A 20,318-nucleotide genomic window follows, 5' to 3' on the forward strand; every position below is an offset into this window, starting at 1 on the left:
GTCCTCCGTTTGCGGCGCCGCGGACGGCGGGGTTCAGTGAATACGGACCCCGGAACAACCACCCCGCGGTGATCGACCTCCCGCGCGCCCAGGAGCTGTCATGTCGATGTCGTTCGGTGCACCGTTCGGTTCGTCGGATCCCTTCAGCGAGTTGTTCAATCGCTTCTTCGGGATGTCGCCGGCGTCATCACCTCCCGCCGTGCAGCGGGTGCCCATCGGCCGGCTGCTGACGAAGTCGTCGCAGGAACTGCTCAACCTGGCCGCGCGGCGGTCGGTCGAGGACGGCACGTCCGACCTGGACACCGAACATCTGCTGTGGGCCGCCACCAAGGTGGAACCGTCCCGGAGACTGCTCTCCCAGCTGGACGTCGACCCCGACACGCTGGCGGCCGAGATCGCCAAGATCCTGCCCCGGGAGTCGGGCGAGCCTTCCTCGCAGCCGGGCCTCACTCCCGCGGCCAAGCGCACCCTCACGGCAGCCTACGCACAGTCACAGGCGGCCGGTGTGTCGTACATCGGTCCCGAGCACATCCTCGGTGCCCTGCTCGGCGACACCGAAACGGGCGCCGCCAGGCTGGTGCGCGCCGAGGGCATGGACACGCGGAAACTGGCCGATCTCACCGAGCAGGCCGCTCGCGGCGACGGACTTCCCGCCGAACGGAAGAAGGCGCCGGCGACGACGCTGGACGAGTTCGGCCGGGATCTGACGGAGGAGGCGAAGGCGGGGAAGCTGGACCCCGTGGTGGGGCGTGCGGAGGAGATCGAGCAGACGGTCGAGATCCTCTCGCGGCGGTCGAAGAACAATCCGGTGCTCATCGGTGAGCCGGGTGTGGGCAAGACCGCGATCGTGGAGGGCCTGGCGCAGCGGATCGTGGCCGGTGAGGTCCCCGACACCCTCAAGGACAAGAGGGTCGTGGCCCTGGACCTGTCGGGGATGGTCGCGGGGGCGCAGTACCGGGGCCAGTTCGAGGAGCGGCTGAAGAAGGTCATCGAGGACGTCCAGGCCGCCAAGGGCCGGATCATCCTGTTCATCGACGAACTCCACACCGTCGTGGGCGCGGGGGCGACGGGGGAGGGGTCCATGGACGCGGGCAACATGCTCAAGCCCGCCCTCGCGCGCGGCGAACTCCACGTCGTGGGCGCGACGACGATCGACGAGTACCGCAAGTACGTGGAGAAGGACGCGGCGCTGGAGCGGCGGTTCCAGCCGGTGATGGTGCCCGAGCCGACGGTGGAGGAGACGGTGCAGATCCTGGAGGGTCTGCGGGACTCCTACGAGGCACACCATCAGGTCCGGTTCGGCGACGGCGCGTTGGCGGCCGCGGCCGAACTCTCCGACCGCTACATCACCGACCGTTTCCTGCCCGACAAGGCGATCGACGTGATGGACCAGGCCGGTGCGCGGGTGCGGTTGCGCAGCGTCGGCCGGTCCACCGAGGTGATCAGCCGCGAGGACCGCATCGCCGAACTCCGCCGCGAACTCGACCAGGCCGTGTCGGTGGAGGACTTCGAGAAGGCGTCGGACCTGAAGCGGCAGATCGCCGAGGTGGAGGGCGAACTCGCCGGCATCGAGGAACGTCGCGAGGGCGTGGTGTCGGTGACGGCCGCCGACATCGCCGACGTGGTCTCACGTCGTACGGGGATCCCGGTCTCGCAGCTGACGGCGAGTGAGAAGGAGAAGCTGCTCAGGCTCGAGGAGGAGATGCACGCCCGGATCGTCGGTCAGGACGAGGCCGTCACCGCCGTCTCCCAGGCGGTACGGCGCAACCGGGCGGGGATGGGCGATCCGAACCGGCCGGTCGGATCCTTCCTCTTCCTCGGCCCCACAGGTGTCGGCAAGACCGAACTCGCCAAGACGCTGGCGGCGTTGCTGTTCGGGGACGAGGACCGGATGATCCGGTTCGACATGAGCGAGTTCCAGGAGAAGCACACCGTCGCCCGGCTCGTGGGCGCCCCTCCCGGGTACGTGGGCTACGAGGAAGCGGGCCAGCTGACCGAGAAGGTGCGCCGCCGGCCCTACAGCGTGGTGCTGTTCGATGAGGTGGAGAAGGCCCACCCGGACGTCTTCAACACCCTGCTGCAGATCCTGGACGACGGCCGGCTCACCGACGCCCAGGGCCGTACCGTCGACTTCCGGCACTGCGTGATCATCATGACGTCCAACATCGGCGCGCACCGGATCCTGGACCACAAGGGTGATGTGTCGGAGCTGAAGGACGAGTTGATGGGGGACCTGCGGACCAGGTTCCTGCCGGAGTTCCTCAACCGGATCGACGACATCATCATCTTCCACGGGCTGACCGAGGACGATCTCGGGAAGATCGTGGACCATCTGCTGGACCAGAGCAAACGCCGCGTGCACGCCCAGGGGATGACGCTGGAGGTGACCGAGGCGGCGAAGAAGCTGCTCATCGCCCACGGCCACCAGCCGGAGTTCGGTGCCCGCCCGCTGCGCCGTACGATCCAGGCGGAACTCGACAACCGGATCGCCACCCTGCTGCTCAGCGGCGAGTCCGAGCCCGGCGACACCATCGTGGCCGACGTCGAACACGACTCCCTGCACTGCAAGGTCCGCAAGGGCAGCGGCGCCGGTGCGGCTGCCGAGGCGGGCGGAGCCGCGTCGCCGGAGAAGTGAATCACTCCAACCGCGAAGACGCCTGACCTCTCACCGTTCGTCCTGCTCGCTCTCCTCCCCGATCGACACCACGACCACGCTCGAGGGGCCGTCCGGCGTGTCGAAGTGGACCGAGTCACCGGGGCGGTGGCCGAGCAGTGCGCGGCCGAGCGGGCTGTCGGAGGTGACCAGGTTCTGGTCCAGGGCCTCGGCGAGCTCGCCGATCTGGAGCGTCTCCACCGAGCCGTCCGGGAAGCGGACGGTGACCGTGCTGCCCACGCCGACCACGTCCGTGGGGGCGGGCCCGGCCACGTCCGCCTGGCGCAGCCGCTCGGTGATGTTCTCGATACGACGGTCCAGGCTGTCGAGCTGATTGGCGCGCTGCAGTTGTTCGGCCTGGTCCGCCTGGTCGCCCACGTCCGTACGGTCCCGCAGGCTTCCGGCGACGAGCCGGCGCTCGTCTCGAAGGTCGGCCAGCTCCTGCTCCAGCCCGCGGCGGGCAGGGGCACCGATCGGCTCCGGGTCACCGGTCATTTCCGGCTCCTCTGGTCCAGGGGAGAAAATTCATGAGTCAGACATTTTTCGCATCGTATCAACGAGAGTACGGCGTCGAGACGCCCCGCACTGGTGGTCGGGGCGGCGGCTGCGGTGGAGGTGTCCGGTAACCCGATATACGGTGTTTTCTGGTGTTCTTCGGCACCGGTTTCCCTCTCCCCAGGAGGTTTCCATGTCCTCGAAGCGACGCCGGAAGAAGAAGTCGCGGCGCAACCATCGCGCCAATCACGGCAAACGACCCCAGTCCTGACGACCTGGACGGGAGCGGACGGACCCCGGGCGCCGGCACCACCTCGGGACCGGTGCCCGGCTGCGCCCCTGGATGCAGGGATGCCGGACTCACAGGCATGAGACGGATGCCAGACTCAGACGCATGAGACCGATGACGCCGTCGCCCGCCCCCTCGGCCGCGATCACGTCCAGGCGCACCACATGACCTCTGCCGTGGTGGTCGGAGGCGGGCCCAACGGACTCGCCGCCGCCGCCCTCCTCGCCAGGGCGGGCCTCCGCGTCACGCTCCTGGAAGCGGCCGACGAGGTCGGCGGAGGCACCCGCAGCCACGAGGCGATCCTGCCGGGACTCGTGCACGACCACTGCTCGGCCATCCATCCCATGGCCGTCCATTCCCCGGCGCTGCGCGCGCTGGGCCTCGAACGGCACGGGCTGCGCTGGCTGTTGCCCGACATCGACTGTGTGCACCCGCTGGACGACGGCAGTGCCGGGGTCCTGCTGCGCTCCGTGCCGGACACCGCCCGCATGCTCGGTCCGGACGGTGACCGGTACCGCACGCTCCTGGCCACCCCGGCACGTCACTGGGACGCCCTGGCACACGATGTGATGGGCCCCCTGCTGCGCATCCCCGCGCACCCGCTGCTGCTCACCCGCTTCGGCCTGCTGACCGCGCTGCCAGCCGCCCTCCTCGCCCGCCTCTTCACCACTGCGCAGGCGCGGGCCCTGTGGGCCGGCGTCGCGGCACATGCCTTCCGCCCACTGTCGCACCCGTTCACCTCGGCCATCGGGCTCGGCATCCTCGCCGCGGGTCATGCCGCCGGCTGGGCCGTGGCCGAAGGCGGCACGCAGTCCATCGCCCGCAGCATGGAACGCGTGCTGCGCCTGCACGGAGGCACCGTCCACACCGGCGTGCGGGTCACCGACCCCCGGCAGCTGCCGCCCGCCGACGTGACCCTCCTCGACCTCGACCCCGGCCAGGTCGTCGCCCTCTACGGCAACCGGCTCCCCGCCCGGGTGCGCGGCGCCTACCGGCGGTTCCGGCGAGCTCCCGCCGTCTTCAAGCTCGACCTGGCCGTCGAAGGCGGCGTGCCCTGGACGAACGAGCACGCGCGCCGGGCCGGCACCGTGCACCTCGGCGGCCCGCTCGCCGAGGTGGCCGAGGCTGAACGGGAGGCGGTGGCCGGTCGCATGCCGGAACGCCCCTTCGTGCTGGTCGGCCAGCAGTATCTGGCCGACCCGTCCCGTTCGGCGGGCGGCGTCCACCCCGTCTACACCTACGCCCATGTCCCGTACGGCTACGACGGGGACGCGACCGAAGCGGTACTCCGTCAGCTGGAGCGGTTCGCCCCCGGCGTCCGCGACCGCATCGTGGGGCGCCTGGTCACCCCGCCCGCCCGGTTCGCCGCCGTCAATCCCAACTTCGCCGGGGGCGACATCATCACCGGCGCCAGGACGACCGCTCAGCTCCTGCTGGGTCCCCGCCCGACCGCCGAGCCGTACTCGACCGGCCTGCCGGGCGTGTTCCTGTGCTCGGCGGCGACCCCGCCCGGCCCCGGCGCGCACGGCATGTGCGGCGCCGGAGCCGCGTCGGCCGCGCTGCGCCACCTGGGGGTCCGGGCCACCCGCTGACACCGACCCGCCTTCGGCGTGCCCCAGCGGCTATGGCGCCTTGGCGCCGGGTCCGGAGCCGACCAGCTGGAGTTGACAGACCGTCAGGAGGCGAGGAGAGACAGCGCGTGCATCTCGTGGTGGGGAAGATCCGGCAGTCCGCACCGCTCACCGTTCGGGCCGGGGGCCACCGGTGCCCAGTTCGACCGTGCGGATCTGCTCGATGGTGCTGCCCATGATGGCGCTCAGGCCCTTTCCGACGCCCGGCGGGCGTCCGCATAGAAGTCGATCTTTGCGTCGAGCACGGTGAGGGTGTCGTGCAACTCGGCGATGCGCGTGAGGACTCCGCGCCGGGTGTGCTCCAGCATCCGCTGCCGTTCCTCGTAGGTCCGGGCTCCCTGGCGGACCAACTCGGCGTAGCGCACCATGTCGGCGACCGGCATCCCGGTCAGCCGCAGCTTGCTCACACACGCGAGCCACTCCAGATCCCGGTTGTCGAACCGCCGTTGGCCGGCGTGCGAGCGCTCCACCTGGGGCAGCAGGCCGATCTGCTCGTACCAGCGCAGCGTGTGCGGACGAAGCCCCGTGAGCGCCGCGACCTCGCGGATCGTGTAGCGGTCCTGGCCATCGGGCCGGGGCAGTTCCGGAACCGCGGGCGCACAGGCGTCCACGGACGAGGACTTCACAGGGGTGCTGTCGATCACCGTCATGCAGGACACGCTAGGACGTTCAAGTGCGCTTGAAGCAAGTGCGTTCCGTGCGCCGCCTCTTCCGTCTCGGGCCCGCAACGAAGCGGTGCGGGCCTCAGGGCCGAAAGTCAGGGGTGGAGCTTCTGCCGTGCGGCGAGCATGGCGACGAACTTCTCGATGCGTGCCGCCCGGGTCTGCGGCCTCTTGGCGTCCTGGATGCGGTAGAGGATCGCGTACCGGTTGTGGCTGTCCAGCGTGGCGAAGAAGTCCCGCGCCTCCGGAACGGCCTCCAGGGCCGCCTGGAGGTCCTCGGGTACCGTCGCCGTGCGCTGACCCTCGTACGCCGCCTCCCAGCGGCCGTCCGACCTGGCCTGCTCCACTTCCCGCAGACCGGCCGGTCGCATCCGGCCCTGCGCCGTGAGCTCGGTGGCCTTCTCCCGGTTCACCTTCGACCACCTGCTGCCCGGCCGGCGCGGGGTGAAGCGCTGCAGCCAGTGCCGCTCGTCCAGCTTCTTCTTCTGCCCGTCGATCCAGCCGAAGCAGAGCGCCGACTCCAGCGCCCCCGCGTAGTCGACGCCGTCGAGCCCGGAGTCTTTCTTCGGGATCTTCAGCCAGACGCCCCGCACGTCGGCGTGGTGCTCCTCCAGCCACCTCTCCCACGAATCCTGCGTGGCGAAGGCCAGGACCGGATCGGCCCCGTTCTGTGCTCCACCCGTCCGCGCTGCACCCGGCATGCGCCACATCAAAACCCACCCCGGTGGCATGGTCAATCGGGAGGCACGATCCCGATGCCGACGCAGGCTTCCGGGTTCAGTCCGCCAGGTCCGTCCTGCCGAACAGGGCGGCGTAGCTCGACGGGAGTTGGCTGAACACCTGGTTCAGTTCCCCGCCGCTGACGCTGTCGGCGACCGTGGTCAGGACCGCGCCGGCGTCCCACTGTGCCGTGCGCGGCCCGCCTCCGATCCGCTCGGCGACCCGGCGGTGGAACTCCTCGATCCCGAAGCGCTCCGGCCGGGACTGCTTCGCCCCGGAGAGAGCGGGACCCAGTGGCCCGGGCAGCTGGGAGGCGAGGTCGTCGATCTCCCCGGGACTGATCCGCTGCGCCAGCACACTCAGCACGGCCTCCGTGACCTGCGCCGCTTCGTCCTGGCCGGCGTACTCACCGCGCTCGCGCACACGGGCGAGGAACTCGTCGTACCTCATCGTCACCTCCACTTCCTGGGCTGTCTCACCATGTGCCGCGTCCACGGCACCCGAGCCGTCTCGAAGGCATCCGGCCCAGGCGTCGGACCTCTCGGTCCCAGTACCCAGCCGGCCCGGGCACGCACGGCCTAATCCCACGGGCACGCCTGCTTGAGACCGCGAGCCCGGGTTACCCGACCTATATGCCGAAGCTGCACCTCCCCGGGAGCGGCCACCGCCACGGCGGCGACGACGCCTCGGCGCCACGTGTTCCGGCGCCGGAGGACGCCGGGCCCGGCCGACAGTTCGAACGGGCCGCGCCCGACACCCCGGCGCAGCTGCCCAAGCGGGCCTGGGGCGCGGTGCTGAAGGGCTCCCTGCGCGAGTTCCGGGACGACGAGCTGACCGACCGGGCGGCCGCCCTGACCTACTACGGGGTCCTCGCCCTGTTCCCGGCGCTGCTGGTACTGGTGTCCCTGCTGGGCATCGTCGGCAGGTCGGTCACCGACAGGGTGCTGACCGACCTCAGGCACCTCGCGCCCGGCTCCGCCCGGGACATCCTCACCAGGGCCGTGGAGCAGCTGCACAACCACGCGGGCACCGGCGCGGTCATGGCCGTCGTCGGCATTGTGCTGGCGGTCTGGTCGGCGTCCGGGTACGTGGCCGCCTTCATCCGCGCCGCCAACGCCGTCTACGACATGCCGGAGGGGCGCCCGGTCTGGAAGATCCTGCCGGTGCGGATCGGCGTCACCGTCGTGCTGATGGTCCTCGCCGTGGCCAGTGCGCTGATCGTCGTCTTCACCGGCGGCCTGGCCCGCCACGCGGGGCGGGCGCTGGGAATCGGCGACACGGCCCTGACGGTGTGGTCGATCGCGAAATGGCCGGTGCTGGTCCTGCTGGTCACGGTGATGATCGCGATCCTGTACTGGGCGACACCGAACGCCAGGGTCAAGGGCTTCCGATGGATCACCCCGGGCAGCGTCCTCGCCCTGACGATCTGGCTGATCGCCTCCGTGGGGTTCGCCTTCTACGTCGCGAACTTCGCCTCGTACAACAAGACCTACGGCACCATGGCCGGTGTGATCGTCTTCCTGGTCTGGCTCTGGATCAGCAATCTGGCGATCTTGTTCGGCCTGGAGTTCGAGGCGGAGACCGCGCGTCAGCGAGCCATCGCCGGCGGACATCCGCCCGGGGCCGAGCCCTACGCCCAGCCGCGCGACACCACGAAGTGGGACGAGGACGACGTACGCCGGCTGAACCAGACATGACCCGGCACGGCCGGTCGGGGCGGGACGCACCGGTGCCGGAGAGCATCGTGCGCCCGCTCGCTCATGCCGCGTACCCGCCGTCCACGGACAGCTCCGTTCCCGTCACGTACACCGCCTCGGGGCCCGCCAGATAGGCCACCGCGGACGCCACCTCCTCGGCCGTGCCGAAGCGGCCGAGGGCGGTCATGGCCGCCTGGCCGGACGCGAAGGGACCGTCCGCCGGGTTCATGTCGGTGTCGGTCGGGCCCGGATGCACGACGTTCGCCGTGATCCCGCGCCCGCCCAGCTCGCGGGCCAGTGCCTTGGTCAGCCCGACGACGGCCGACTTGCTCATCGCGTACAGGGTGGCGCCGGGGCCCGGCGTGTGATGGGTGACACAGCTGCCGACGGTGATGATCCGCCCGCCGGATGCCATGAGCGCGGCAGCGGCCTGGGCGGCCAGGAACATCCCGCGGACGTTCACGGCGATCAGGCGGTCCACGTCGGCGAGGGACAGGCTTTCCAGCGGTTGCATCAGCCCGACGGCCGCGTTGTTCACCAGGATGTCCAGGCCCCCGAGCGCCTCGGCCGCCCGCCCCACCGCGCCCGCCGCCTCCTCCGCGTCCGCGGCATCGGCGCGCAGGGCCGCCGCCCGCCGCCCCAGGCTCTCGACGGCCCGCACCACATCCTCCGCCGCTTCCTTACCGCGCACATAGGTCACCGCCACATCCGCGCCCTGCCGCGCCAGTCGCAGTGCCGCCGCCGCACCGATGCCCCGGCTGCCGCCGGTGACCAGGGCCTTCTTACCGTCAAGGATTGCCTGAGAAGTCATGCCTCCATCTCACCGGCGAGACGTGAGGAAGGCTGGCGGCGAACGGACCTCGACCTGGGGTCCCAGAGAGACGGCGTTGTCAAGGGGCCTGGGAGCTGGGCCTGGAGGAGACCGACTCCCGGGTCCGGTGCTCCGCCCAGGGCATCGGCGAACCGCGGCCGTCCCTGCCCCCGTCTCACAGCCGCACATGGCCGTCCCCGCCCCACTCGGCGCCGCCGACCCCGACCCGCTGCGGGCGGCCCTCGATGCGGGCGGACGGGAATGTGACGACAGGAGCGAGCAACTGGGCGGAGGTGTCCGTGCCCCGATCACCGGGAGGGTGCCCTGAGCGCCTGCGGGCGGACGGCGCGGGCCCGGACGCTGCCGGTCGGACCGCTCGAAGTCACGGGTGCCGTCGTCACGCGAGGCGCGCTGCCGTGCCGAACGGGAGCCACGCGCCTGGCCGGTGCGTCACGCGGGTGATTCCGTGGAGCGGGTGCGACGGTGGGCCGCGACACGTTCGCGGGTCGCGCAGCGCCGGGAGCAGTAGCGGCGTTCGGGGCCGGGGCCCTGGGTGACGAAGACGTTCCGACAGGCGGCCGACGCACAGATCCTGCCGGGCGGGAGCTGGCGGTCCCAGACGAGAACGGTCAGGGCCAGGCAGGACGAGGCCAGGAACCACTCAGCCCACGGGGCGTCGTCGGCGCGGTCGAGGTGGGGGTGCCAGGGCGCGCCGCCACCGTGTGAGGTGAGGCGGAGCGGCCCGGTGTGTTCCCCCAGTAGGCGATTGAGGACGACGGCGGCCTCGTCGGCGTGCTCGGCGGCGAAGACCTCCCGCAGCCGGACCGCGGCCTCGCGCATCTGCGCGACATCCCGCGAGGTGAGGTCCACGGGGCCCTTCTCGCCGTAGGCGAGGAGCACCTCCGCCGTGTGGCCCGGGTCGGGGCGGTCCGCGGCCAGGGCGTTGACCAGCGCGGCGGTGCGGCGGGCCATGGTCAGGACGGAGTGCCGGCTGGACCAGTCGCCGTCGGCATGGTGGCTGGGGGACACCAGCGCACTGTAACGCATATTGCGGAGTTCTGCGTTACCTCCGTAACGTCACTGGCGTGATAAAGCGTTACGGGATGGCTCGCTATGTCGCGGGGGCGATGGCAGCCCGCGTCGGTGACGAGATGTCGGGACCGGCGCTGATGCTGGCGGGATACGCGGTCGCCGGCTCGGCCTCCGAAGCGTCCGCGCTGCTCGCGGGCATCACGGTCGCGGCGGCGGCAGGCGGCCCCGTGCTCGGTGCGGTGCTCGACCGACAGCAGCGGCCCGGACGGCTGCTGGCCGTGGCGCTCGTCCTGTACGCGACCGGTCTCACAGCGATCCTGGTGGGGCTCGGCCGGCTCCCGTTCACCGTCACCGTGCTGATCGCCGTCCTGACCGGCCTGCTCGGGCCGGCGCTGTCGGGCGGCTGGACGGGGCAGCTGCCGAGGGTGGCGGCAGGCGACCGGCTGCCACGGGCCAACGCGCTCGATGCCATGACCTTCGGCGTGGCGAGCCTGTCCGGTCCGCTCCTCGCCGGGGCTCTGGCCGAGTTGCTGGGGGCGTCGGCGGCCGTCGTGGTGTCGGCGGCGCTCATCGGCTCGGCGGCGCCGGCGGCGTGCACCCTGCCGGGGCGTTCCGCGCGGGTGCGGGAAGGGCAGCCCGGTGCACTGGTCGGTGACCTTGCCGCCGGCGCCCGGGTCATCCTGAAAAAACCCCGGCTGGCCCGGGCGACCCTGGCCTCGGTCGTCTGCTGTGCCGCGCAGGGCATGCAGACGGCCTGCGTACCGCTGCTCGGGGAACGTGTCCTCGGCGGAGCGGGGCGCGGTGCGCTCCTGCTGTCCTGTGCGGCCGTATCGGCCCTGGTGGCCAACGCCGTACTGGCACGGTTCCCACGACACGTCGCCCCCGACACGATCATCTGGGCCGGTGCCCTGATCCAGGCCGCCGCGTTCGCCCTGGCGGCGACAGGCCCCCCGGCGGTGCTCGTCCTGGCCCTGGTGCTGGCCGGAATCGGCGAAGGGCCTCAGCTCACCGCCTTGTTCGCGGTGCGCCACCGGGAGGCTCCGGAGCGTCTGCGCGGCCAGATCTTCACCACCGGCGCCAGCCTGAAGATCACCGCCTTCGCAGCGGGCGCGGCGATCGCCGGCCCACTGGCGAACTGGTCCCTTCCCGGCACCCTGGCAACGGCGGCGGGCGTGGCGGCCTGCGCGGCGCCGGCCTTCTTCGCCGTACCCCTGCACGCGGGTGCATCCTCCGGGCGGTCTGCGCGGCCGGGCTGATCCCTTCCCCCGGATTCGCTGGGGCTTCCGCCTGACCGACACCTCCATACATGGGCACCATGGGCACAGGAGAGGAGAAGAGCGATGGCCGAGCGCGTTGTCGAGGCGGATGGCGTCGAACTGTGCACCGAGTCCTTCGGAGACCCGTCGGATCCGCCCATCCTGCTCATCATGGGCACCGGGGCTTCGATGCTCTGGTGGGAGGAGGGCTTTTGCCGGATGCTCGCCGACGGCGGGCGCTTCGTGATCCGTTACGACCACCGCGACACCGGCCGATCCGTCACCTACGAACCGGGCCGTCCCGGATACACCTGCGCGGACCTGGTCGGTGACGCCGCCCGCGTGCTACGGGCCCATGAGGTCCCCGCCGCGCACGTCGTGGGTGTCTCGGCCGGCGGGGCGCTCGCGCAACTGCTCGCGCTCGAACACACCGGTGGCGTCCTCTCACTCGTCCTCATCAGCACGTCCCCCGCTGTGCCCGGAGAAGGCGAACTGCCGCCACCCACCGAGGAGTTCATGCGGTGCCTCGCGGCCAGGCACGTCGACTGGTCGGACGCCGACTCTGTGATCGATGACAAGGTCGCCCACGCGCGGGTACTCGCAGGGGGCCGGCGCCCGTTCGACGAGGCCGCCGTCCGCAGCCTGGTCCGTCGCGACGTCGAGCGCGCGCGTGATGCCACCGCGGCCCGCAACCATGACGCACTTGCCGACGGCGAGCTCTCACCGGCACCCCTGTCTTCGATCGCCGTGCCTACGCTGGTGATCCATGGGACCGTCGATCCGATGTTCCCGCTCCGGCACGGTGAGGCACTCGCCGAACAGATCCCCGGGGGAAGGCTCTTGGCTCTGGAGGACGCCGGCCACGGGATCGAGCGAGCCGACTGGGCGACGATCGTCCCGGCCATCCTCGAGCACACGGCACCTCACTAGGTGCCCGTCGCACCCGGCCGAGCGGTGACATCCGCGAGACTGCGGAAATACGACAGACCGGGGCGGCCGGAGAGCCGGGTCTCGCCGACGACGGTGAACCCGGAACGGGCCAGTACGGCCTGCGATGCCGCATTGTCGAGGGTGGTCGCGGCACGGAGCGCCGACAGCCCGTAGCGGTTGGCGGCCAGGCCGCAGATCTCCCCCACGGCCCAGGTGGCGAGCCCCCGGCCCGCGGCACGCTCCGCGATCCGGTACCCGAGATCGGCGCCGCCGTCCGCGACATCCACGAGATTGATCCGGCCCAGCACCTCGCCTCCGGCGCCCACCACGACGTGGAAGTAGCACAGGCCGGCCTCCTGCTCGGCGAGCAACCCACCGAGCCGCTCGTCGAACCGGGCGAAGTAGTCGTCGCCCCGGTCAGGGATGGACGCGGCGAACCAGGCCCGGTTCTCCAGCTCGAAGGCCAACAGCGCGGGGACGTGATCCGGACGGAGCAGCTGTATCTCTGGCATGAACGGCAATATAGGCAAGTTGTATAAGCAAGTTGTACGTGTAAACCATAACGATCTCGGCCCAGCCCTTGCGTGCGCACCGATCCGTCCTAGCCTCCCGACATGGCATTTCTATCCAGTCGCCGCAGAAAGGTCCGTCTGGCTCCGGAGCTCGACGACCAGGACCTGGGCAAGCTGCTGAAGTCACTTGTGGCGACCACCAGGACCGGCACCATCGCGACCACCGAGCTGTGCGTGGCGCAGATGTCCCGCCTCCTGGAGCAGGACCCCGGCGACTGGGACCGCCGCGCGCACCGCATCGACGTCCTGGCGGGATACCTCGTCGGATCCCATCTGCCACGCGCCTGGAGCACGCGAGAGCCCCGCAATGCGCACGCACTCGTCCTGCAGGCCTGGACCCAGGTCGCCCAGGCCCGCGCACACGGGCACCTGGAAGACCCCGCGGGCGCCGTCGAGAGCTGTCTGCGCGCCGCCGAGCTCGCCCCGGACGACCCCACTCCCTGGGCGGCCCTCCTCGCCGTGGCACGCCTCGAACGCCGGGAGCAGTCACAGGTCTTCGGACTGTGGAACGAGGTGCTCGCACGCGACCGCTGGAACCGCGAGGCCTATCTGAACATGCTGGCCTACCTCAGCCCGGACGAGGCCGGGTCACGCATCCAGGTCCTGGAGTTCGTTGACACCCTGCGCGCCCGCATGCCCGCCAACGCACCGTGCGTGGCGACCGAACTCACCGCCCAGATCCACCAGTACCACGCCATCCTCGACCGCGGCGGGCTCGAAGCCCTGGTCGCACGGAACCACTGGTCCAACGACATGGCCACGCAGGCCCTCGACCGCGCCGCGCACACCTGGATCCAGCCGGGGTTCCTCCGCCACGCCAAGGCACTCGCCGACCTCAACCTCCTCGCCTACACACTGGTCGCCGCGGACCGGCGCGCCGAGGCGCGTTCCGTCTTCGAGCAGATCGGCGGCGTCGTCACCGCGTGGCCCTGGCAGACCGGCGGCGATCCCGTGACCGAGTTCGACCAGATCCGGCAGAAGGCCATGGCCGGTGTGTGAGCCTGGGAAGCGACTTCGCCCCGTCCGGAACCAGCCCGCCCTTGTGGACGTGGGACGGGGCGATGTGCCCACGGCTCATTCGGCAGCGTCGGTCCGGGACTCCTCCGCGTTCGCCGCCGACTCGGCGCCGGCGGCGAGGGTGTAGAACACCGACGACCCTTGCTTGGTGCGCTGGGCGCCGTTGCGGGCCACGAGGTTCTCCAGAGTGGTGCGGATGACCTTCGTCTGGATCTCCCGGTCGGGATGTGCCGTGCCGAGCGCCTCGGCGACTTCCGCCGCGGAGCGGGGCTCCTGCTGTGCGGCGAGATGACGGCGGACCAGTTCGATGAGCGTGGGCTGGGCGGACGGGCCGGTGGCCTTCTTCGCCGAGGGCTTCGTGACCGCGGGCTTCTTGGCCGACTGCTTCGTGCGCCCGGACTGCTCCGGCACCGCCTTCTTCGGCGCGCGGCGTGTCTCGGAGGCGGTGCTGGTCTTCTTGCGCGGAGCGGGAACCACGGCGCCCCCCTCGGCCGGGGCCGGGGCGGGTGTGGTCACCGAGGTCGCCACACCGAGCGCCTGCCGCATGTTCACCAGAATGGTCTGGTCGTGCTGCAGCGCGGCCAACTGCTCCTGGAGCGCCGTGATTTCGGCAGTGATGCGTTCCTGTTCCTTGACGTTGTGCTCGAGGTCGTTGGTCACCTGGCTGACGTACTGCGAGGTCAACTCGGTGACGGGGGCGGTGGGCTCAGGCATCTGTGGCTCCAATCGAGACGGTGGTGCGCTCCCTCGCCTGCGGTTGCGGCGGGCGCGGAGCGGGAGTTGTTGTCCTACGGGTCCCCCGACACATGGATGATACGGATGGGCCGGCGGGTTTCCACTGAGTGAACCCTGTGCGTTGCGCGGCGGTGTGCCGTTCTGCCCTGTGTCACCCCTCCGTGTCATCCCTCCGATGTGTCCTGCCGAACGGGCTCCCCTCCGCCCACGATGGCCGAGTTCGCGGCCCGCTTTCCGCAGGCGGAAGCCGTCGCTCCCCGGAACCGGGGCCATCCCGCCGCGCTAGCATCTGGATCATGGCGGACTGGGAGATGCGTCCCGCATCGGCGGCGGACGTCGAGGCGGTGGCCGAGTTGCGGGCCGTGGTGCTCAGAGCGGACCTGGAGCGTCTCGGGCGGTACGACGAGCACCGTGTGCGGCAGCGGCTGCGGGACGGTTTCGCACCGGACCACACCTGGGTCGTCGAGGTGCGCGGCGTACTGGCCGGATGCGTGGCACTGCGGCCGGAGAACGACGCTCACCGGCTGGAGCATTTCTACCTGGACCCGGGCCTGCAGGGCAGGGGAATCGGATCGGCCGTGCTGCGACTGCTGCTGGAGCGGTGCGACCGCGACGGCACCCGCGTCCGGCTCAACGTACTCCGGGGGAGCCGGGCCCAACAGCTCTACGAGCGGCACGGATTCGGTGTCGAGACGGAGGAGACGGTGGATGTGTTCATGGTCCGCGAGCCGGCCCTCGCCCCTGTGTCCGCACGCTGCGTCGCGAGCGCGGACGACGAACGGCAGTCGCCCCGAGCGAACGCCGTGTGACCCGGTCCTCAGGCGCCCACCGGTGCCCGCTCGTCGAGGAGGCCTGCCGCGACCAGGTCCGCCCACACCTGATCCGGGACGACCGCCTGGAACGCGGAGATGTTGTCCCGTACCTCCTCCGGTGAGCGCATCCCGACCACGATGCCGGCGACCGCCGGATGCAGCAGGGGGAACGCCATCGCGGCCTGGGGGAGAGTCACACCGTGTGCCTCGCAGACGGAAGCGATCTCCCGCGCCCGCCGGAGGATCTCCGGTGCGGCGGGGGCATAGTCGAAGGACGCCCCCTCGGCGGGACGAGGGGTGGCGAGCAGGCCGGAATTGAAGATCGAGGCGGCCAGGACGGACACCCCGCGTTCGGCGCAGGCCGGCAGCAGGTCGTCGAGCGCGCTGTGGTCCAGCAGCGTGTAACGGCCGGACAGCATCACCACATCGACATCGGTCTCCTCGACCAGTCTGGCCAGCATGCCGGGGTGGTACATGCCCGCCCCGACGGCGCCCACCACGCCCTGCGCACGCAATTCGGCCAGTGCCGGGTACCCGTCGCGCAGCGCGTCCTCGAAGTGCTCCTCCGCGTCGTGGAGGAACAGCAGATCGATGCGGTCCACGCCCATCCGCGCAAGCGAGTCCTCCACACTGCGCAGGACACCGTCGCGCGAGAAGTCCCACACCCGGCGGTGTGTGGCGGGGACATGGAAAGGCTCGTCCTGCCGCCCGGCCGGCTCCTGTTCCACGAGGAGCCGCCCCACCTTGGTCGAGAGGGTGTACCCGTCCCGGGGCATGCCCATGAGGAAGTCGCCGGTGCGGCGCTCGGAGTGGCCGATGCCGTAGTGCGGTGAGGTGTCGAAGTAGCGGATGCCGCAACTCCATGCCGCGGCCAGCGTGTTCGCGGCGGTGTCGTCGTCGAGCGGTGCGAAGAGGCCACCGAGGGGACCGCCGCCGAAACCCAGTTCCGTGACCTCCACCGCGCTGCGCCCCAGCCGGGTCGTTCTCATCCGCTCGGTCCTCCCTGGACGGTATCCACATACGACCTGCAGAGTGTCGCTCTGCCGGGCCCGGCGTTCCAGCAGTTTTCCAGCCCGGCGTCGGCATGGCGCCGCATGAGGACGACGCCGGCCGCCGCGAGTTCCCGCCGACGAGGCCCGCTTCCAGCAGTACCTGCTCGCCCACGGCTACCCCTGGCCCAGCTGGCACCACGACCCGGGATGATCGCCCCTGGACCAAGATTTCCGACGGAGTCACTCAGTGGGAGACGACGCCCGTACCTGTCGCGCTTGCGCGGAGGGCGGAGCCCCTCGCCTCTCGGAGCGGCCTACCGCTACCGGGTCGTTCAGCTCGGTGATCGCGGCCCCTGCGTGTGGTGCTCACGCTTGCCCGTCGTTGGTGTCCCGGTCGCTGTGGGCGAGGCGCTCGCTCTGGTGGCCTGGCGCGTCGGCTCCGCAGGGTCGGAAGCGGGCGAGGTACGCCGGGCTTGGGCCGCGGCGCTCGGTCAGGTGGAGGCCGGTGGCGCCGGCGAGCCGGTGCAGCCGGCCGAAGGGGATCCAGTGCCGGTCGAAGAACTCGCCGATCACCAGCCGTCCGCCTGGTGCCAGTACCCGTGCCGCCTCGCGCAGTACCCGATCCGGCTCGGGGATCTCGCCGAGCGCGGTCACGGCGTATATGGCGTCGAATGTCCCGTCGGCGTAGGGCAGTTCACGTGCGTCCGAGCGGGTGGGCGTGATCGTCGCCAGGCCGTCGCGCTCGGCGCGGCGCATCACATGGTCGAGCATCTCCTGCTGGATGTCGAGCACATCGAGCCGTCCCTCCGGGCCGAGCTGCGGGGCGACGTGCAGCGACTGCAGGCCGGTCCCCGGGCCGATCTCCAGCATCCGCTCCCCCGGTCGCGGCCGCAGTACGGCGTCCATCCGGCCGGCGGTCAGGAACGGCAACGGCACGTCGAGCAGGCCGCGTTGGGCGTACGGATAGGGCGCTGTGTCGCCCAGCCACCAGGCGGCGGCCAACGCGGCGCCCGCGCCGGCGGCGACCGCCCAGCGGGTCCGGGCCGGGATCGGGGCGACGGGGGCGGTGGTGATGCGGTGCATGGTGTTCTCCGGTGGATCGATTCGGACCGTGGTACGTAGTCGGGCGGTCGGCGTCACGCGGTCCGGCTCAGCGTCCGCAGCGCCAGCCGGCCGCACAGCGCGGCGAGCGGCAGCTCGGCGCCGAGCGCCATGGCGACCGCGGTGGCGAAGTCGCCGCCCGGGGCCGCGGTCGTGGTGTCGAACCAGGCGTCCACCACAAGCAGCGTCGCGGTCGCGGCGGCTGCCAGGGCGTGCCGCCGGTCGCCGCGGGCGGCGAGGAGGCCGGTGGCGATCAGGCCGAGCGCCTCCAGCGCGTCGAGCCCGACCCAGGCGACCGGCCAGTGCGCCGCGGTCGCGGTGGCCGGCAGGCCGGTGGCCAGCACGCACAGCCACGGCAGCAGGGCGAGCCCGCAGGCGACCAGCAGCCACCCGGCCCGCCGCATGCCCCGCGCCGGGCGCGGCTCCTCCGCCTCTTCGTGGAGCGGGATGACCTCGGCGCGGTCGAAGCCCTCGGCACCGGCCACTTCCTCATCGCACAAGGCCAGTTGACGCATCGTCTTCCCCCGCTCCCCGCCGGCTCTCCCCTTCACGTGCTCCACCCTCCGCCGCACACCAGGGCGCCGTCAGTCACGCAGGATTCCGACCCGGGGTGGAGACAAGTGCACCCCCGAACCGGGCGGGAGCGTCATGGCACGGGGATGGCCTGCGGCTTTACCGTATGACGCATGCAACTCACGACGTGGCTGCAGCTGGTGCTGGGCCGGCCGTTCCGCAGGGCGGGACACCGGACCGCGCTCGTCGCCGCCGGCCTGCCGCTCCACCTCGCCGTGGTGCCACTGTGGCTCTGGCTGCTCGGCACGATGGCGGCGTTGGTGCGCGCGCCCGGCGCGGTGGCCGTGACTCCGCTGCCCGTGCTGCTCACGCTCGTGGTGACACCCCTGCTGACCGTCGGGCAGCGGCGGCGCTACCGGGCGCTCGTCGGCAAGGACCTCCCGCGCCCCGCCGTACCCGGGCCGGGACGCAACTGGAAGTCGGCGGTGCGCCGGCTGACCGGCCGGGCCTTGTGGCGGCAGGTCTGCTACCACGCCGTGGCGGGTCCGCTGCTCGCCGTCCTGGACCTCGCCGTCCTCGCCGTCTGGGCCGCCGCTCTCGTGGCCGCCTCCATCTACGTGTGGATCTGGGCGCTGCCCCCGCAGTGGCGGGTCACCGACCTCGGGTACACCACGCAGGCCGCGTACATCACCGCCGGCGGCCTCGCCCTGCTGTTCCTCGGGCCCCGGCTGACCGGCGCTCTGGTGCGGCTGGAGGCCCGGGCGGCCGAGGTCCTGCTCGGCCCCAGCCGCACGGAGAAGCTGGCCCGCCGGGTCGCCGACCTCGCCGAGAGCCGGGCCGGCGTGCTCGACGCCGCCGACGCCGAGCGGCGGCGGATCGAGCGCGACCTGCACGACGGCGCACAGCAGCGCCTCGTCTCACTCGCCGTCAACCTGGGCCTGGCCAGGTCCACCCTCGGCGACCTGCCGGAGGACGCCCGCAAGGTGATCGACGAGGCGCACCGCGAGGCGAAGGAGGCGATCGCCGAGCTGAACAACCTGGTGCGCGGCCTGCATCCGGCCGTCCTTGAGGACCGCGGCCTCGACGCCGCGCTGTCCGGGGTCGCCGCCCGCCTCCCGATCCCGGTGCGCGTGGCGGTGGACCTGCCGCAGCGCCCCTCACCCACGGTCGAGGCCGTCGCGTACTTCGTGATCTCCGAAGCCCTGACGAACGTGGTCAAACACGCCCAGGCGACCCGGGCGGACGTGACCGTGGAGCGGATCGGGGAGACACTGCTGGTGGTCGTCGCGGACGACGGAGCGGGCGGCGCGGATCTCGCGGCGGCCGGCGGCACCGGGCTCGCCGGGCTCGCCAAGCGCGTCGCGTCCGTCGACGGCACGTTCTCCTGCCGCAGCCCCGCCGGGGGCCCGACCCTCATCACCGTGGAGCTGCCGTGCGCGCCGTGATCGCCGAGGATTCCCTCTTGCTGCGCATCGGCGTGGTCAAGGTGCTGGAGGCGGCCGGCTTCGAGATGTGCGCGCAGGTCGCCGACGCAGAAGGGCTGCTGGCGGCCGTCGAGGAGCACCGGCCCGACATCGCCGTGGTCGACGTGCGCATGCCGCCCGGCTTCACCGACGAGGGAGTACGCGCCGCGCTGGTGATCCGCCGCCAGTACCCGCGTACCGCCGTGCTCCTGCTGTCGCAGTACGTGGAGGAGCGGTACGCGGCCGATCTGCTCGCCGCCAACACCTCGGGCGTCGGCTATCTGCTCAAGCAACGCGTCGCCGACGTCGAGGAGTTCGCCGAGGCGGTACGCCGGGTGGCGGCCGGCGGCACCGCGCTCGACCCGCAGGTCGTCGCGCAGCTGCTGGTGCGCCGGCACAGCGATCCACTCGACCGGCTGACGCCGCGCGAGCGGGAGGTGCTGGAGCTGATGGCGGGCGGCCGGTCCAACTCCGGCATCGCCGCCGAGCTGGTGGTGAGCGAGAGCGCGGTCGCCAAGCACATCAACAGCATCTTCACCAAGCTCGACCTGCCCAAGGCCGACGCCGACCACCGCCGCGTCCTGGCGGTGCTGCGCTTCCTGGGCGTTGCGACCGCATAGTGCGCGATCCTTCCAGTTGGAGGGCACCATGGAGGCCATCAGCTGGGTGAGGGGAACGAAGGTGTCGCCGGTGCCTAGCTCTCTGGGGGTTGGCCCAGCCGGCGTCGGCGTATCCGCGAGACGTTCGGTGAGCGCGGTGATTGCCTCGCGGTCGCCTTCGAGGGCTTCGCGTTCGTCGTCGGTCAGGTCGAGTCGTTCGAGCATCTGGTCGATGCCGTTCTTGACAGCCAGGAGCTGGCCCTGCGAGGACTGCTTGGGGACGTAGAACGGGCAGGGTGCGCAGGTCGGCCGGTGCAGGCACTTGGCGAAGAAGTCGT

At 71.5% G+C, this 20,318-nt stretch carries 20 protein-coding genes; 9 read left to right on the forward strand and 11 right to left on the reverse strand.

The features are described from left to right. The first annotated feature begins 100 nt into the window (after positions 1 to 100). Positions 101 to 2,635, forward strand: a complete 2,535-nt coding sequence (locus SRB17_RS11965; protein WP_153537485.1) for an ATP-dependent Clp protease ATP-binding subunit — start codon at positions 101 to 103, stop codon at positions 2,633 to 2,635. Positions 2,636 to 2,665: 30 nt separating this feature from the next. Here SRB17_RS11965 and SRB17_RS11970 read toward each other — a convergent pair whose 3' ends face one another. Continuing rightward, positions 2,666 to 3,148, reverse strand: a complete 483-nt coding sequence (locus SRB17_RS11970) for a GreA/GreB family elongation factor (RefSeq protein ID WP_153537487.1) — start codon at positions 3,146 to 3,148, stop codon at positions 2,666 to 2,668. A 453-nt stretch (positions 3,149 to 3,601) separates the two neighbouring features. Here SRB17_RS11970 and SRB17_RS11975 point away from each other — a divergent pair, with 453 nt between their 5' ends. Next, entirely contained in the window at positions 3,602 to 5,029 is a 1,428-nt protein-coding gene (locus SRB17_RS11975; protein ID WP_153537489.1) for a phytoene desaturase family protein, read from the forward strand. Between the two features lie 224 nt (positions 5,030 to 5,253). Here SRB17_RS11975 and SRB17_RS11980 read toward each other — a convergent pair whose 3' ends face one another. The 3 genes from SRB17_RS11980 to SRB17_RS11990 form a co-directional block, all read right to left on the reverse strand. Next, positions 5,254 to 5,718 (reverse strand): MerR family transcriptional regulator, encoded by a 465-nt coding sequence (locus tag SRB17_RS11980; RefSeq protein ID WP_153537491.1) that lies wholly within the window; start codon positions 5,716 to 5,718, stop codon positions 5,254 to 5,256. A 107-nt stretch (positions 5,719 to 5,825) separates the two neighbouring features. Beyond that, positions 5,826 to 6,431 (reverse strand): YdeI/OmpD-associated family protein, encoded by a 606-nt coding sequence (locus SRB17_RS11985; RefSeq protein ID WP_153537493.1) that lies wholly within the window; start codon positions 6,429 to 6,431, stop codon positions 5,826 to 5,828. 76 nt (positions 6,432 to 6,507) lie between these two features. Further along, positions 6,508 to 6,900 (reverse strand): DUF2267 domain-containing protein, encoded by a 393-nt coding sequence (locus tag SRB17_RS11990; RefSeq protein ID WP_153537495.1) that lies wholly within the window; start codon positions 6,898 to 6,900, stop codon positions 6,508 to 6,510. 182 nt (positions 6,901 to 7,082) lie between these two features. On the opposite strand from SRB17_RS11990, the gene SRB17_RS11995 reads away from it, so the two are divergent. Then, positions 7,083 to 8,147 carry a YihY/virulence factor BrkB family protein gene (locus tag SRB17_RS11995; protein WP_153537497.1) on the forward strand — a complete coding sequence of 355 codons (1,065 nt, stop codon included), beginning with the start codon at positions 7,083 to 7,085 and terminating at the stop codon, positions 8,145 to 8,147. A 61-nt stretch (positions 8,148 to 8,208) separates the two neighbouring features. Here the strand turns inward: SRB17_RS11995 and SRB17_RS12000 are convergent, their stop codons facing one another. After that, on the reverse strand, positions 8,209 to 8,958 hold the full coding sequence (locus SRB17_RS12000) for an SDR family oxidoreductase (protein ID WP_153537499.1): 750 nt from the start codon (positions 8,956 to 8,958) through the stop codon (positions 8,209 to 8,211). A gap of 450 nt (positions 8,959 to 9,408) precedes the next feature. After that, complete coding sequence (locus SRB17_RS12005; protein ID WP_153537501.1) at positions 9,409 to 10,005, reverse strand: CGNR zinc finger domain-containing protein; 597 nt, start codon at positions 10,003 to 10,005, stop codon at positions 9,409 to 9,411. Positions 10,006 to 10,061: 56 nt separating this feature from the next. Between SRB17_RS12005 and SRB17_RS12010 the strand changes: the two genes are divergently transcribed. Further along, positions 10,062 to 11,246, forward strand: a complete 1,185-nt coding sequence (locus SRB17_RS12010; RefSeq protein WP_153537503.1) for an MFS transporter — start codon at positions 10,062 to 10,064, stop codon at positions 11,244 to 11,246. A gap of 84 nt (positions 11,247 to 11,330) precedes the next feature. Next, positions 11,331 to 12,176, forward strand: a complete 846-nt coding sequence (locus SRB17_RS12015) for an alpha/beta fold hydrolase (RefSeq protein ID WP_153537505.1) — start codon at positions 11,331 to 11,333, stop codon at positions 12,174 to 12,176. On the opposite strand, the gene SRB17_RS12020 is transcribed toward SRB17_RS12015, so the two are convergent. Next, the gene (locus SRB17_RS12020) at positions 12,173 to 12,688 is read right to left on the reverse strand and encodes a GNAT family N-acetyltransferase (RefSeq protein WP_153537507.1); all 516 of its coding nucleotides are present in this window, start codon (positions 12,686 to 12,688) and stop codon (positions 12,173 to 12,175) included. The genes SRB17_RS12015 and SRB17_RS12020 overlap by 4 nt on opposite strands. A 102-nt stretch (positions 12,689 to 12,790) precedes the next feature. On the opposite strand from SRB17_RS12020, the gene SRB17_RS12025 reads away from it, so the two are divergent. Then, a complete protein-coding gene (locus SRB17_RS12025; protein ID WP_153537509.1) occupies positions 12,791 to 13,747 on the forward strand; it encodes a hypothetical protein in 957 nt (318 codons plus the stop codon). A 75-nt stretch (positions 13,748 to 13,822) separates the two neighbouring features. On the opposite strand, the gene SRB17_RS12030 is transcribed toward SRB17_RS12025, so the two are convergent. After that, entirely contained in the window at positions 13,823 to 14,479 is a 657-nt protein-coding gene (locus SRB17_RS12030; protein WP_153537511.1) for a hypothetical protein, read from the reverse strand. Positions 14,480 to 14,796: 317 nt separating this feature from the next. Between SRB17_RS12030 and SRB17_RS12035 the strand changes: the two genes are divergently transcribed. Then, positions 14,797 to 15,309 (forward strand): GNAT family N-acetyltransferase, encoded by a 513-nt coding sequence (locus tag SRB17_RS12035; protein WP_153537513.1) that lies wholly within the window; start codon positions 14,797 to 14,799, stop codon positions 15,307 to 15,309. An 8-nt stretch (positions 15,310 to 15,317) separates the two neighbouring features. On the opposite strand, the gene SRB17_RS12040 is transcribed toward SRB17_RS12035, so the two are convergent. The 3 genes from SRB17_RS12040 to SRB17_RS12050 all read right to left on the reverse strand — a co-directional run bounded on the left by SRB17_RS12040 (position 15,318) and on the right by SRB17_RS12050 (position 17,956). Then, on the reverse strand, positions 15,318 to 16,301 hold the full coding sequence (locus tag SRB17_RS12040; RefSeq protein WP_153537515.1) for an aldo/keto reductase: 984 nt from the start codon (positions 16,299 to 16,301) through the stop codon (positions 15,318 to 15,320). A gap of 369 nt (positions 16,302 to 16,670) precedes the next feature. Then, complete coding sequence (locus SRB17_RS12045; protein ID WP_153537517.1) at positions 16,671 to 17,387, reverse strand: class I SAM-dependent methyltransferase; 717 nt, start codon at positions 17,385 to 17,387, stop codon at positions 16,671 to 16,673. Between the two features lie 53 nt (positions 17,388 to 17,440). Continuing rightward, positions 17,441 to 17,956, reverse strand: coding sequence for a hypothetical protein (locus SRB17_RS12050; protein WP_323375322.1), 516 nt, complete (start codon positions 17,954 to 17,956; stop codon positions 17,441 to 17,443). 135 nt (positions 17,957 to 18,091) lie between these two features. On the opposite strand from SRB17_RS12050, the gene SRB17_RS12055 reads away from it, so the two are divergent. Next, the gene (locus tag SRB17_RS12055; RefSeq protein WP_153537518.1) at positions 18,092 to 19,363 is read left to right on the forward strand and encodes a sensor histidine kinase; all 1,272 of its coding nucleotides are present in this window, start codon (positions 18,092 to 18,094) and stop codon (positions 19,361 to 19,363) included. Further along, positions 19,351 to 20,001 carry a response regulator transcription factor gene (locus SRB17_RS12060; RefSeq protein WP_089100675.1) on the forward strand — a complete coding sequence of 217 codons (651 nt, stop codon included), beginning with the start codon at positions 19,351 to 19,353 and terminating at the stop codon, positions 19,999 to 20,001. The genes SRB17_RS12055 and SRB17_RS12060 overlap by 13 nt, the downstream gene beginning before the upstream one ends. Positions 20,002 to 20,318 lie beyond the last annotated feature (317 nt).

The sequence above is a fragment of the Streptomyces sp. RB17 genome, from assembly GCF_009604455.1.
Taxonomy (GTDB): domain Bacteria; phylum Actinomycetota; class Actinomycetes; order Streptomycetales; family Streptomycetaceae; genus Streptomyces.

Bases quoted from the DNA above. Each gene is read 5' to 3' on its own strand.
- SRB17_RS12000 (WP_153537499.1), bottom strand. From the start codon at position 8,958: ATGACTTCTCAGGCAATCCTTGACGGTAAGAAGGCCCTGGTCACCGGC.
- SRB17_RS11980 (WP_153537491.1), bottom strand. From the start codon at position 5,718: ATGACGGTGATCGACAGCACCCCTGTGAAGTCCTCGTCCGTGGACGCC.
- SRB17_RS11985 (WP_153537493.1), bottom strand. From the start codon at position 6,431: ATGCCGGGTGCAGCGCGGACGGGTGGAGCACAGAACGGGGCCGATCCG.
- SRB17_RS12005 (WP_153537501.1), bottom strand. From the start codon at position 10,005: ATGCGTTACAGTGCGCTGGTGTCCCCCAGCCACCATGCCGACGGCGAC.
- SRB17_RS11970 (WP_153537487.1), bottom strand. From the start codon at position 3,148: ATGACCGGTGACCCGGAGCCGATCGGTGCCCCTGCCCGCCGCGGGCTG.
- SRB17_RS12035 (WP_153537513.1), top strand. From the start codon at position 14,797: ATGGCGGACTGGGAGATGCGTCCCGCATCGGCGGCGGACGTCGAGGCG.
- SRB17_RS12055 (WP_153537518.1), top strand. From the start codon at position 18,092: ATGCAACTCACGACGTGGCTGCAGCTGGTGCTGGGCCGGCCGTTCCGC.
- SRB17_RS12025 (WP_153537509.1), top strand. From the start codon at position 12,791: ATGGCATTTCTATCCAGTCGCCGCAGAAAGGTCCGTCTGGCTCCGGAG.
- SRB17_RS12015 (WP_153537505.1), top strand. From the start codon at position 11,331: ATGGCCGAGCGCGTTGTCGAGGCGGATGGCGTCGAACTGTGCACCGAG.
- SRB17_RS12040 (WP_153537515.1), bottom strand. From the start codon at position 16,301: ATGAGAACGACCCGGCTGGGGCGCAGCGCGGTGGAGGTCACGGAACTG.
- SRB17_RS11990 (WP_153537495.1), bottom strand. From the start codon at position 6,900: ATGAGGTACGACGAGTTCCTCGCCCGTGTGCGCGAGCGCGGTGAGTAC.
- SRB17_RS11995 (WP_153537497.1), top strand. From the start codon at position 7,083: ATGCCGAAGCTGCACCTCCCCGGGAGCGGCCACCGCCACGGCGGCGAC.
- SRB17_RS12045 (WP_153537517.1), bottom strand. From the start codon at position 17,387: ATGCACCGCATCACCACCGCCCCCGTCGCCCCGATCCCGGCCCGGACC.
- SRB17_RS11965 (WP_153537485.1), top strand. From the start codon at position 101: ATGTCGATGTCGTTCGGTGCACCGTTCGGTTCGTCGGATCCCTTCAGC.
- SRB17_RS12020 (WP_153537507.1), bottom strand. From the start codon at position 12,688: ATGCCAGAGATACAGCTGCTCCGTCCGGATCACGTCCCCGCGCTGTTG.
- SRB17_RS12030 (WP_153537511.1), bottom strand. From the start codon at position 14,479: ATGCCTGAGCCCACCGCCCCCGTCACCGAGTTGACCTCGCAGTACGTC.
- SRB17_RS12010 (WP_153537503.1), top strand. From the start codon at position 10,062: ATGGCTCGCTATGTCGCGGGGGCGATGGCAGCCCGCGTCGGTGACGAG.
- SRB17_RS11975 (WP_153537489.1), top strand. From the start codon at position 3,602: ATGACCTCTGCCGTGGTGGTCGGAGGCGGGCCCAACGGACTCGCCGCC.